This window comes from Halobacteroides halobius DSM 5150 (genome assembly GCF_000328625.1).
Classification (GTDB): domain Bacteria; phylum Bacillota; class Halanaerobiia; order Halobacteroidales; family Halobacteroidaceae; genus Halobacteroides; species Halobacteroides halobius.
In genome coordinates this window covers 405,307-418,160 of record NC_019978.1, presented here as the reverse complement: position 1 = coordinate 418,160, position 12,854 = coordinate 405,307, and the positions used below count along the sequence as shown (strand labels likewise).

At 32.6% G+C, this 12,854-nt stretch carries 10 protein-coding genes; all 10 read right to left on the bottom strand.

The genetic code is table 11. The features are described 5' to 3' along the window. Positions 1–9: 9 nt before the first annotated feature. The 10 genes from HALHA_RS02025 to accD all read right to left on the bottom strand — a co-directional run bounded on the left by HALHA_RS02025 (position 10) and on the right by accD (position 12,748). Complete coding sequence (locus HALHA_RS02025; RefSeq protein ID WP_015326126.1) at positions 10–1,524, bottom strand: UDP-N-acetylmuramoyl-L-alanyl-D-glutamate--2,6-diaminopimelate ligase; 1,515 nt, start codon at positions 1,522–1,524, stop codon at positions 10–12. A 104-nt stretch (positions 1,525–1,628) separates the two neighbouring features. Continuing rightward, entirely contained in the window at positions 1,629–3,134 is a 1,506-nt protein-coding gene (locus tag HALHA_RS02020) for a sensor histidine kinase (RefSeq protein ID WP_015326125.1), read from the bottom strand. Further along, on the bottom strand, positions 3,124–3,849 hold the full coding sequence (locus HALHA_RS02015; protein ID WP_015326124.1) for a response regulator transcription factor: 726 nt from the start codon (positions 3,847–3,849) through the stop codon (positions 3,124–3,126). Before HALHA_RS02015 ends, HALHA_RS02020 begins: the two co-directional genes overlap by 11 nt. Positions 3,850–3,984: 135 nt before the next feature. After that, complete coding sequence (locus HALHA_RS02010; protein WP_015326123.1) at positions 3,985–4,614, bottom strand: hypothetical protein; 630 nt, start codon at positions 4,612–4,614, stop codon at positions 3,985–3,987. A gap of 273 nt (positions 4,615–4,887) precedes the next feature. After that, a complete protein-coding gene (gene ltrA, locus HALHA_RS02005) occupies positions 4,888–6,039 on the bottom strand; it encodes a group II intron reverse transcriptase/maturase (RefSeq protein WP_015326122.1) in 1,152 nt (383 codons plus the stop codon). Between the two features lie 877 nt (positions 6,040–6,916). Further along, a complete protein-coding gene (locus HALHA_RS02000) occupies positions 6,917–7,393 on the bottom strand; it encodes an FxsA family protein (protein ID WP_015326121.1) in 477 nt (158 codons plus the stop codon). Positions 7,394–7,465: 72 nt separating this feature from the next. Then, on the bottom strand, positions 7,466–9,220 hold the full coding sequence (gene pyk / locus HALHA_RS01995) for a pyruvate kinase (protein WP_015326120.1): 1,755 nt from the start codon (positions 9,218–9,220) through the stop codon (positions 7,466–7,468). Positions 9,221–9,280: 60 nt separating this feature from the next. After that, entirely contained in the window at positions 9,281–10,285 is a 1,005-nt protein-coding gene (gene pfkA, locus HALHA_RS01990) for a 6-phosphofructokinase (protein ID WP_015326119.1), read from the bottom strand. Between the two features lie 586 nt (positions 10,286–10,871). Next, positions 10,872–11,861 carry an acetyl-CoA carboxylase carboxyl transferase subunit alpha gene (gene accA, locus HALHA_RS01985; RefSeq protein ID WP_015326118.1) on the bottom strand — a complete coding sequence of 330 codons (990 nt, stop codon included), beginning with the start codon at positions 11,859–11,861 and terminating at the stop codon, positions 10,872–10,874. Further along, a complete protein-coding gene (accD, locus tag HALHA_RS01980) occupies positions 11,858–12,748 on the bottom strand; it encodes an acetyl-CoA carboxylase, carboxyltransferase subunit beta (protein ID WP_015326117.1) in 891 nt (296 codons plus the stop codon). The genes accA and accD overlap by 4 nt, the downstream gene beginning before the upstream one ends. Positions 12,749–12,854: the final 106 nt, after the last annotated feature.

Sequence of the window (12,854 nt, the reverse complement as noted above, 5' to 3'; positions counted from 1 at the left end):
GAATATTCATTATAGACAAGAATCAATTATTTCACTTGCCTTATTTAATCCAGGGCCTCCTAACAATAGTAATAAGTCATTACTAGTAACCTTATCTAACCCTAATTTAAGAGCATCTTCTAGTTCTTTCATATTAATAATCCGAATATTATGTTCACTAATAATATCAGTAAATACTTCTTCTTCTTTAAATAACACCTTATTTTTCTCAGTTACTCTTTTAGCACATTTTGTTGTAATAATTTCTTTTAAATCCAATTCCTTACTCCAATCAGCTATTAATTGAGCATTAAGCCTGTTTATTTTGGTCCCTCTTTGGCCTTTTAAAAAATGAATAATAACTAAATTATTATACTCTAATTCCTTTATAGTCTCAAAATTAGCAGTTAAACTAGCTGGATTATGAGCAAAATCATCAATAATAGTAAACTCTTCATCATAAATCAATTCCATTCTTCTCTTAACTCCTGTAAAACCCTCTAATCCTTTCTTAATATCTTCTAGACTAATTCCTAAAACTACACCTGCTATAAAAGCTGCCAAAGCATTGTAAATATTATGATAACCTAAAATTGGTAATTTTATTTTAATTATTTGTGGTTTAATAATCTTTTTATTTAAAGTTACTAATTCCTGATTGATTTCTATGTCAAATGTAATCCCTTGTCTAGTTAACTTTATCTTTTGAGCTACAACATCTGCTTCTTTCTCAATTCCATAAGTATAATAATTGTTAGATACTAAATCGCTAATTAGTGATTTAGTATAGTCATCATCTAAGTTAAAAATAGCAACTCCTTCTGACTTTAAATTAGAAAATAATTTAGCTTTACTTTGATAATAATCATCTAAAGTTGGATGGAAATCCAAATGGTCATAAGATAAATTAGTGAAAATACCAATATTAAATTCTAAACCATAAACTCTATCCAACTTTAGAGCATGAGAAGAAACCTCCATACTAGCATAATCAATTTTTTCTCTTTTCATACGGGCCAATCTCTCATATAGTGTTACAGCATCAGGAGTTGTACACTGGTGTGGATTAGAATAGCATTTATCACCTATCTTAGTATGTAATGTTCCAATCAATCCAGTTTGTTTAACTACTTGATTAATTATACTATCAACCATTGAAGCAGTTGTTGTCTTACCTGCTGTACCAGTTACTCCAATTAATCTCATCTGCTGATAAGGATAATTATAAAACTTAGCAGCTAATTTTGCTAAAGCTTTCCTACTATTACTAACTCTAATATATAACATATCAGCTGGAGGAGTCATATTTTTCTCACCAATAATAGCTACTGCTCCATTTTCTCTTGCTTCAAAAATATAATCATGTCCATCTACATTAAATCCTTCTATAGCTACAAAAATTGAACCCTCTGTAACTTCCTTTGAATTATTCGTTATATTATTTATTTTATAATTTTTAAAATTAATTTTTTCTTTTACTTTTAAATCCTTAATTAAATCAGCTAAAACCCAACTATTCTCCTTGGCTACAGAATTTATCAACATCTATATCCCCCATCTTTATATCAAAATATTTTATTACTCTCTATTTAAAATTATAAACATTTTATAAACAAAATGCAAAAAATAATCTAATTTTTTAGCTGGTATTAAATGGAGTCTATTGAATTTGGCCCTAATATAAAACTAAAAGTAGTTCCTTCACCAAGTTTACTTTCTAACTTTACTTCTCCACCATGCTTAGATATTATATCTTTAACGATAGCTAAGCCCAATCCACTACCTTCTTTCTCCTTTCTGGTTCGGGCAGTATCGATCTTATAAAATCTCTGCCAAACTTTTTCTTTTTCTTTTTGAGAAATTCCAGGTCCCTGGTCAGTTACAGAAAATTTAATAACATCTTGATCGGGTTTGTATTGCTGGACAGAAATTATTATTTGACCATTAAAAGGGGAATAGGTTATAGCATTCTCTAATAAATTAATTAAAACCTGATGAATGCGATTTGAATCTACATAAAGATTGGGCAAATCATCTGCTAATTCCACTTTAATATCTAAATTCTTTTTCTTTAGTTTGTTTTGGGAAGACTTGACCGCCCTGTTAATTAATTGATTAGGGGTAACATACTCTTTATTTAATGACAAACTCTTTGAATCACACTTACTTAGGATAAGTAAGTCCTCTAACAAATGTTCTAGATACTCTGTATCTTTATACATAATCTGACTATATTGCTTAATTTCAGATTTATCTAAATCATGCTCTAATAACAACTCTAAAAAGCCCTTAATCGAAGTTAAAGGGGCTCTAAATTCATGAGAGACATTAGCTACAAACTCCCTTCGCATTCTCTCTAAATGTTTTTTCTCTTGTAATGTTTCATCAATTTGATCTACTGCATAATTAAATGAATTCACTAAATTTTCAATTTCTTCACTACTATTTGAAGGAGGTTTTACTTTCTTAAAATTGCCTTCAGTAAGATTCATAGCAGCATTATTAATAGCCATAAGTGGTTTTGTTACCCGACGAGCAAAAAAATAACTTAAAAAGATAGCTGCAATCATTGCTATTAGAAAAGAGTATAAAATCAACTTGGTAATTTCATTAATAGTTTCTGTTACACTACCCATTGGTGTCCGTAAGACTATTCCGCCGATAATTTTACTATTCCACTCTTTTGACTCTAGTATAATAGAATTATTATTATTTGTTTTAAACAAAGGAAAAATCATTAGTAGACTTTTATTATCTGGACCCATTATTTTTTTACTTATTCTATTGCCTGCTAGAACTCTCTGAATCTCATTATTCTTAATAGTTAAATTAAACTCCTGAGCAATAGAGTCAAAAATAATTTCGCCTTGTCTATTTACAATAGCAATATCCATATTTGATGAGCGGGAGATTGTATTAATTTTATCTTTGAATTTTTTTATTTCAATAGCCTTTAGTTTGTTTTCTGATACATTTCTACTAACTAATTTAGCAATCCGTTGGCCCTTTCTAGTCACTTTCCATTCCTTTAATCCAAAATAATAGTTTTGAATTAAATAACCAAATATAATTCCAATTACAAGTAAAGAAATTAAGATAATAATTAAATGAGATAACATTAGCCTACCGAAGAAACTTTTAATATCAAACTTCATTCTTTTTTTCATCCTCTATTTCAAATTTATATCCAATCCCCCACACAGTTTCTAAAGGAATATCCTTTAATCCCGCAGCAGTAAGTTTTTTTCTTAATCTTTTAATATGTTCATCAACTGTTCTTGTCTGTTTGCTATTATTATCCCAAATTTGGTCTAATAAATCCTCTCTACTAAATGCCTCATTTGGATGGCTAGCTAAAAAAGATAATAACTCAAACTCTTTAGGAGCAACCATTACTTTACTCCCTTTTACATACACATCATAACTTTTAAGATTAATTTCTAAATTAATTTTAGGAAATTGCAATCTAGTTTCAGTTTTTACTTTCTTTGTTTTTTCAAATCTTCGCAAGACTGCCTTTATTCTAGCTATTAATTCCCTAGGACTAAATGGTTTAGTTACATAATCATCAGCCCCCATCTCTAAACCTAAAACTTTATCTGCCTCTTCTACTTTAGCAGTTAGCATTATTATTGGCGTATCAATTCCGGAATTCTTTAATTGCCGACATACCTCCCAGCCATCTTTTTTAGGAAGCATAATATCCAATAAAATCAAATGGTAATTATTAAATAATGCCATTTCTAAACCCTTCATACCATCTTTCTCAAAAGTTAAATTAACATCATATGGTTTTAACATTGCTTCAATTAAAGAAAAAATATGTTGATCATCTTCAATTAATAATATTTCTTTTCCGTGTAAATTCAACAGTAACTCCCCTTTCTAAAAAATATATTATAAAGTACTATTAAGCTTCTCTTTTTATTATAACAAATATAGTATCTATTACTAAATTAAAAATTCCTAGAAGGATAATTCCTTCTAGGATAGGGGGCACAAATTTTATTTATACAAACTAGCATAACCATTACCATATAAAGTTCTTTTAGCTAAATTTGATTTAACAGTTATCTTATCTTGATATCTTCTATACGTCCCAGCCCATTTTTGATCAACAGCTAGGTTATATGGTTTGTTAAGTTGAGAAGGATTCATAGCTATAAATGCATAAATCTTTTCTCCTACTTCTAGCTCTTTCAGAGTTATTATTGCTTCTTGCTTCTTTTTATTATAACTAACTTCTGCCTCAGTATATCCCCAACCAGGTTCTGATACTCCTATCTGAGTAATTTCTATAGCAGCTTTATCTTTAATCTTAACTTCTTTGGCTTTCTTTCCACCAGTATTCTTAACTATGATTGTACTCCATAAGTACTGATTCGTCTCTATCTTTTTATCAGTATCTTCAAGGTAATTCTTAAACTCTTCTTTAAATCGCTTTGGCCCACCTGCTACATAAGATATTTTATACTTAGGTTTTTGTACAATTTTTTTATTTTCAATAGCCAACTGTTGCGCTCCATTAGCTATAGAGAAAATCCAAAAAACTATAGCAATCACTACACCAACTTTTGCATAATCTTTAAACTTATCTTGCCACCCACTCTTTTTGTTTCTTTTAGTTTTAGTCATTAATAACACCCTCCTCTTTTTTAGTAGTCTTATTAAATTACCTTAACTAATCTTCTTTAGTATAATTATAAACATTATGTAAACAAAATGCAAACGTATATTAAATTAAATTTTAATCTTTCAATATAATAAAGTAGGACCAGCCTCACGGCTGGGACCTCTTGTCAAACTGCACGTACGGTTCTCCCGTATACAGCTTTCGGTCATTGTTGCTCCTTAACAGAGAGTAAGTTATCGTCTTTGTGTTGCCACAAATGTATATTTTACTCTTGTCTAAAGCACATCGGTAAGCAGTGATTCTAGTCCTAAATCTCTTAATATTTTATTAGGAAGGCGATAATTCTGCCCTTTCGCCTTCTTTCCTTCTATAAAACAACGTACTCTCATTCTTATCCAACCATCTAACTTTTTATATAGTCCTTTAATATTTCCTAGTAGAAAACTATTACCCCAACCTCTAATAATTAAATTAAGCTCATCAATCATTACAGCTACTCCTATTGACCTATTCCTTTTGGTTTTCTTTCTTACTTTATCCTTGAAACTTTTAATAGAGCTCTCTTTTGGCTTTTTATAATCACAATTATAAAATTTAAATTCTAGAAATTTAAATCCATCATTAAAATTCGTAATTACTGTTTTCCGAGGATGTAGTCTTAAGTTTAATTCATTTTCTATAATCTGGCGAGTTACTTCCAAAGCACGTTCTGCTTTAGCTTTACTCTTAGCCATAATTATAAAGTCATCGGCAAATCTAACTATCTTATATCCTCGACGCGTCATTTTCTTATCAAAGTGATGTAGGTAGATATTTGCTAAAAGTGGAGAAATTACGCCTCCTTGTGGAGTTCCCTCCGTTGTTTCTTCTTTTCCTTTCTCAGTCATGACACCTATAGTAAGCCACGACCTAATAATATCTAATATCCAACCATCACTTACTTCCTCTGCTATCAGCTCCATTAAAATTTCATGGTCTATTGTATCAAAGTAAGATTTGACATCTGTGTCTAATACCCAATTATAACCTTGTTCTTTATATTCTTCTACTTTCTTAATTGCATCTTCGGTTGACCTATTAGGTCTAAAACCATAAGAACAGTCGCAGAATATTTCTTCAAAGTGTATCTCTAGAATCTGTTTCACTGCTTGTTGGGCAATTCGGTCTTTAATTACTGGAATACCTAGTGGTCTTTGTTCTCCATTTCCTTTTGAGATATACGTTCTTAGAACTGGTTGTGGCTCATATCTATCTTCTGTTAACTGGCGATATAAAGCACTCATATTCTTAGTGTAATTTTCTCTAAATTCTTCAACTTCTACACCGTCAATCCCTCCACAACCACCATTATTCAAAACTTTCTGAGCTGCACAATGTAAATGTCTTTTCTTAGTCACTAAATCTTTTATACTATATAGCGAACTAATTTTTTTTTCTACCTATCCTACCTCACGACTTACCAGTTCTTCCTATCCTGTCTTAATATCTAAACCCCTATATTCGTAGCATTCCTAAGCACGTCTTCTAAGCTCTCGCCAATCGCACCTCTTAGTTTACTACTACTTAGGTCATGGTTTTTCTTAAATTCATCACGCTTCCAGTTATGATTTTCTGTCCGCTATTTCTTTTAAGACTTATTGTCTTTAACAATGTTTAAACCATTTTGATTTAAATACCATCAACACTCAATTCTAAACTTCAATAACCTGGCTATCCTTCACTGTAATCAACTTTCATTGATTTTTTTTTTTTTTTTTTTCACTACTATGATAGCTTCTGAACTCTAATATTTCATCGCTTTGACTTTCCCTATTCAGGTTATATCATCACTTATCTTTATAGATTTCTATAAAGACCATATTAGAGCATCCTCTGGTCACCTATGCTATATTCCAATCATTCCGACCATAATCACACTCATTAATCTAACATACTCCAATGGTCTGTAAGTCAGCTTTGGACTTCTCCATCCTTTTGGTAGATCGTCACTAATGAATGCCACCTTCGGTTCACATATTGTTCCGGACTGATTTTTCGCCTCAAACTCTTCAGATTACATCTCACAATGAACACCCTGTTACTGTTGACTTCATATCCTGTTCTTTATTAACTTAGGTTGACGTTTGTTTTCTCCGTTTGCTCACCCATTTCGTCTGTGAGTGCCACAATATCTCAACCATATTATCCATTCTTCCAGAATAGGCAGGACTTACACCTACTATCATCATAGACTACAGAGCACACAAAAAGACTATAGCTATTAGCCATAGTCCTCTCATATTCCTTAATAAATATATTCTATTTTTAATCTTCATCTATTTCTTCATAATCCTCTATATCAATTATATCATCTTCTTCTGTTTTATTCTTCTGAGATTGATTTATATCATCCCGCTTTGTTCTATGAGTATAGCTTTTCATAACTACTTTATCTTTAATTTGATTCTTAACTACTTGTCTGATTACTTTTCTAGTTACTGGAATTATTAAAGAAAAGCCCATTATATCTGTTATTAATCCAGGGGTTAAAAGTAGCACCCCACCTACTAAAATTAATCCACCATCTAATAGACTATCTTTAGGCAATTTACCACTACTTAGGTTCTGCCTTACTTCATTAATTACAGCTAAACCTTGCTGCTTAGCCAATGATACTCCTACTATACCTGTTCCAGCTACTAAAATAATAGTTGCCGGTAGACCAAAGTAACCTCCTATTCTAATCAACAAAGCTAATTCAATTAAAGGGACCACAGAAAAAATTAAAAATAAACGTAACATATCTATCACCTTCTTTTATAAAGTAAAAATGCGTAGCTTGAGCTACGCATTTTTAGCATTCCTACATTTATATTATAAAATCTTAGCTTCACCTTTATAGATTAATCCTCTAATACTATCTATTGTAACAACTTCATCATCTTCTAAATTATCAGTGGCATTAGAAACTCCTACTATTACAGGAATATCAAGTTTTAATCCTTTAATAGCAGTATAAGAAGTTAAACCAGGATTTTCTGTAATTACCCCTGCTGCTTTCTCTAAAGCAGGTAAGTAATCATCATTTGTTTCTGGTACCACTAAAATATCTCCTTGTTTAACCTTTTCTTTTGCATCATTGGCATTGTAAGCTATAGAAACTCTCCCACTAGCGGATTTATTACCAACTCCTACACCACGTAAAGCAACTTCTCCAACTATTTCTACTCTTAATAAATTAGTAGTTCCTGGAACACCAGCTGGAGCACCAGCAGTCATAACTACTAAATCACCTTGTTCTACATAGCCATCTTTTCTAGCAGCAGCTATTGATTCATCAATCATCTCATCTGTAGATTCAGTAATATCTGCTAATACAGGCTTAACCCCCCAAGATAAGATTAATTTATTAAAGACTCTTTTGTTAGGAGTAACAGCTACTACAGGAGCATATGGTCTATGCTTAGAAACCATTCTAGCTGTATATCCAGAACGAGTAGAAGTAATAATTGCAGAAGCTCCTAATTCATAAGCAGTCTTACATGTATCATAACTAATTGAATCAGTAATTGTTCTAGCTGGATTTAGTGCTTCTCTATCTAATAGTTGTCGATACTTTAATGATTTTTCAGTCTCTGTTGCAATGTTAGCCATTGTTTTAACTGACTCTTGTGGATAATCACCTTTTGCAGTCTCACCAGATAACATTGTTGCATCAGTACCATCATAAATAGCATTAGCTACATCACTAGCTTCTGCTCTTGTAGGCCGTGGATTGTGAATCATTGACTCTAACATTTGAGTAGCTGTAATAACTGGTTTACCTGCTCTATTACACTTATTTATCATCATCTTTTGAGCAGCTGGTACCTTCTCTGGTGGAATCTCTACACCTAAATCACCACGAGCTACCATTAATCCGTCAGCTACTTCTAAGATTTCATCAACATTTTCTACTCCCTCTTGATTCTCAATTTTAGCAATTATATGTATATCAGCATTATGCTCTTCTAAAATTTCTCTAATAGCTAAAACATCAGCTGCTTTACGAACAAAAGAAGCAGCAATAAAGTCTACACCTTGTTCTATACCAAACTTAATATCATTTTTATCCTTATCAGTAATAGCTGGTAATTGTACAGACACACCAGGTAAGTTAACACCTTTTGTAGAACCTAATTCTCCACCATTAACTACCGTACAAATAACATCTGTTTTATTGACTTCCTTTACTTCTAAACCAATTAATCCATCATCAATTAAAATTGTCTTACCAACAGACATATCTTCCGGTAAATTCTTATAGGAAACAGATACTTTTTCATTATTTCCTACAATATCTTCTGTAGTTAAAGTAAAATCTTGCCCAGCTTCTAAAACTACATCTTCATCATTCTCTAAGTCACCAGTTCTAATTTCTGGCCCCTTAGTATCTAATAATAAAGCTACAGGCTTTTCCTTTTCAGCAGATAATTCTCTAATCTTGTCTATCTTTGCTCCATGCTCCTCAAAATCACCATGGGAAAAGTTAAGTCGTGCTACATTCATACCTGCATCAATCAATTCAGATAATGTTTCCTTATCATCACTAGCAGGGCCAATAGTACAAACAATTTTAGTCTTTCTCATTTTAACAATTCCTCCTTATTTATAAATAATATTTAATTAGCTAATTTATATATTTTTTATTTAAGTTAGTATATTAGCTAATTTATATACCTCTTCATTCAACTCTTTATTACTTTCAATAGCTTCTTCAATTGGAGCTACCTTTACTGTATTATGAATTAAACCAACCATTTTATTACTTTTACCAGCTAATAATTGATCCACAGCAGAAGCTCCTAATCTACTAGCTAATAGTCTATCACGCCCAGTTGGAGCACCACCCCGCTGAATATGACCTAAGATAGTAACTCGAGTCTCAAATCCTGTTCTTTCATTAATTTCTCGACCAATTAAAAATGCAGGACTTTCATCAGGGTTTCTATTAGTTTCAAATTCTACATTTCCAAGCTCTACGCCTTCTGCTACTAAAACAATACTATGTATTTTACCTTCTTCATAATCATGTTGGATTTTTTCACAAACTTCATCCATCTCAAAATCTATCTCTGGAACTAAAATGGACTCTGCTCCGCCAGCTAACCCAGCAGCTAAAGTTAAAAATCCAGCGTGACGACCCATAGCTTCAATTACAAATGCTCTTTCATGTGAACTAGCAGTATCTCTGATTTTAGTGATAGCATCAATAATAGTATTCATAGCAGTATCATAACCAATAGAATCATCTGTACATGCAATATCATTATCAATAGTAGCAGGTACACCAATAGTCTTAATTCCTGTTTCTTCATTTAATAATTTAGCGCCAGTAAAAGAGCCATCACCACCAATTACTACTAAGCCTTCAATTCCCTCTTCTCTTAGTTTCTTAGCAGCTCTTTTTCTTCCTTCTTTAGTTCTAAACTCTTCACAACGAGCAGAACGTAAAAATGTGCCTCCTCGTTGGATAATATCACTTACTGAACTACGATCTAAAGTAATGAAGTCTCCTTCAATCACTCCAGAATAACCTCGTTTAATACCTACTACTTCTAAACCTTCGTGAAGGGCTTTTCGAACAACTGCTCTAACAGCAGCATTCATCCCTGGAGCATCTCCCCCACTAGTTAAAACTCCTATTTTATTCATTCTATTTCCTCCTTGTTTTAACTTATCTGAAACTAACTAAATATTATTATAGTTACCTAGTGGGTATGGTTTCCCACTAGGATTTGTGGTTCTCTCGAACCAATCTCCCTTGCGGGGTAATTCCCTTCTATGTCGCAGAATCATATAGATTCTTGCTCTTAGAGTACATTGGTGAACATAACCATTGGCTATAGTTCCCAGATGTAGTCAATAGCGAGGGTATGTAAATACCCTGCTATAGGCAATGTCAAATGGGGCTTATGCACTTTCGGTGTTAGCCTTTCATATCCAGAAGAACTAGACTTAGACGAGGTTTCTTCCTTAGTGCCACAGGGTAGTTTACAGAGCAAGGCTCTGCCTGCGATTTGGAACTGATGGATACATTCCAAAGTGTGATAACCTTGTTGAGTTTAATAAAAACTCTTTAACCAAATAACGTAGGAAACGCCTTTTGTTACGAAGTGTCCACAGGACACGAAGGCATTGTGCTAAAAACTTTTCAGTTCTCTACACTCCCTTTGCCTTGAGAGCAACGATCAACTTTACCTAGTTTTAACTAGGAATTTATAAGCTGTATCATAGCTCCTTAATTAGCTTGTTTCTCCTCAACAACTTCTTCAAACTTGTTTTTAATATACCCCATTTTTCTGAATTTATTGTACCTATTATCTAACAAAGTAGCTGTATCAAGTTCTTGCAGTTCACTGATTTCTTGCATAATTGTCTCCTTTAATAATTGAGCGCTACGCTCATAATTTTTATGAGCTCCTCCAGGAGGTTCAGCAATTGTACTATCTATGATGCCTAATTCTAATAAGTCTTGCGCAGTTATATTTAATGCTTTGGCTGCGGTTTCAGCCTCATTAGCATCCTTCCATAAAATAGCTGCACATGCTTCAGGAGAACAAACAGAATAGTAAGTATATTCTAACATTAGAACTCTATCACCTACACCAATACCTAATGCTCCACCACTACCTCCTTCTCCTGTAATAACTACAATGATTGGAACAGAGATTCCTGACATCTCCATCATATTCTTAGCAATAGCTTCGGCTTGTCCCCTCTCTTCAGCTCCAATTCCAGGGTAAGCTCCTGGCGTATTGATTAAAGATATAATTGGTCTACCAAATTTTTCTGCTTGCTCCATTAATCGTAAGGCCTTACGATAACCTTCAGGATGGGCCATACCAAAGTTACGATTAATATTATCTTTAGTAGTCTTTCCTTTTTGATGCCCGATAATAGTTACAGGCATGTTATCTATCTTAGCAATTCCTCCTACTAAAGCTTGATCATCTCCATAAGTTCTATCACCATGCAATTCAACAAATTCATCACAAATTAGATCGATATAATCTAAAGTAGTAGGTCTCTCACCATGTCGGGCAATCTTTAAAATTTCCCAAGGCTTTAATTCAGAGAATATTTCTTCTCGTAAATTATTAGCTCGCTTCTCTAAGCGCTTAACCTCATCTGTTAAGTCAATATCCTTATCTTGCATAAAACTATTCAATTCATTAATCTTTTCTTCTAATTCAATCAGAGGTTTTTCAAACTCTAAATATTCACTCATTTTTGTTCACCTCTAGGATAATGTATCTCTAGTATTGTTTTCAATACATCTTTAAGTTCTGATCTGTTAACAACTTTATCTAACATTCCATGCTCCTCTAAAAAATTAGCCGTCTGAAAGTCCTCAGGTAAATCCCGATTAATAGTCTGTTTAATTACCCTTGGCCCAGCAAAGCCAATTTTAGCATCAGTTTCACCAATATTAATATCACCTAATGAAGCAAAACTAGCTGAAATCCCACCATAAGTAGGGTCAGTTAAAATAGATACATATAATTGTCCTGCTTGGTCTAATCTCTTTAGGGCAGCACTTGTCTTAGCCATTTGCATTAAAGATAACATACCTTCATACATTCTAGCACCACCACCGCCCCCTGCTACTATTATTAGCGGTAATTTTTTATCTAAAGCCCGTTCAATTGCACGAGTCAACTTTTCTCCTACAACTGAATTCATACTTCCCATTAAAAATCTTGCATCAAGAGCTGCTAAAGAAACTTGGTAGCCATTTACCTCACCAATACCAGCAACTACAGCATCCTTAAGCCCAGTTTTATTTTGGTACTTATCAATCTTTTTTTCATAATCAGGGAAATTTAATGGATTTCCTGCTTCTAAATTAGCATCATATTCCTCAAATTCGCCTTCATCTACCAATAAAGATATTCTTTCTGTAGCAGTTAATCTAAAATGATAGCCACATTCGGGACAAACTTTTAAATTTTCAGCCAATTTTTTATTAAAAATTATCTCTTCACATTCTTGACATTTAGTCCATAAATCATCTGGCATTTCTTTTTTATCTGTTTCCTCATCTTGATGACGAGGTCTCTTTTTTTGTTCTACAGTTACATACTTAGATTTACTGCCAAATAAATCTTTTAGCAAATCTAGCACCCCACCTTCTCTATCCTTTTAATTTAATTAGCTATAAATATTATTAACCAAATCATTAATAAAAACACATTACAATAAAAAAATGACCAACTCAATC

What these genes read in the sequence shown, in the direction of transcription:
- pfkA (WP_015326119.1), bottom strand. Translation starts at nt 10,285, where the DNA reads ATGAATAAAATAGGAGTTTTAACTAGTGGGGGAGATGCTCCAGGGATG.
- HALHA_RS02020 (WP_015326125.1), bottom strand. Translation starts at nt 3,134, where the DNA reads ATGAAGTTTGATATTAAAAGTTTCTTCGGTAGGCTAATGTTATCTCAT.
- pyk (WP_015326120.1), bottom strand. Translation starts at nt 9,220, where the DNA reads ATGAGAAAGACTAAAATTGTTTGTACTATTGGCCCTGCTAGTGATGAT.
- HALHA_RS02025 (WP_015326126.1), bottom strand. Translation starts at nt 1,524, where the DNA reads ATGTTGATAAATTCTGTAGCCAAGGAGAATAGTTGGGTTTTAGCTGAT.
- HALHA_RS02000 (WP_015326121.1), bottom strand. Translation starts at nt 7,393, where the DNA reads ATGTTACGTTTATTTTTAATTTTTTCTGTGGTCCCTTTAATTGAATTA.
- HALHA_RS02010 (WP_015326123.1), bottom strand. Translation starts at nt 4,614, where the DNA reads ATGACTAAAACTAAAAGAAACAAAAAGAGTGGGTGGCAAGATAAGTTT.
- accA (WP_015326118.1), bottom strand. Translation starts at nt 11,861, where the DNA reads ATGAGTGAATATTTAGAGTTTGAAAAACCTCTGATTGAATTAGAAGAA.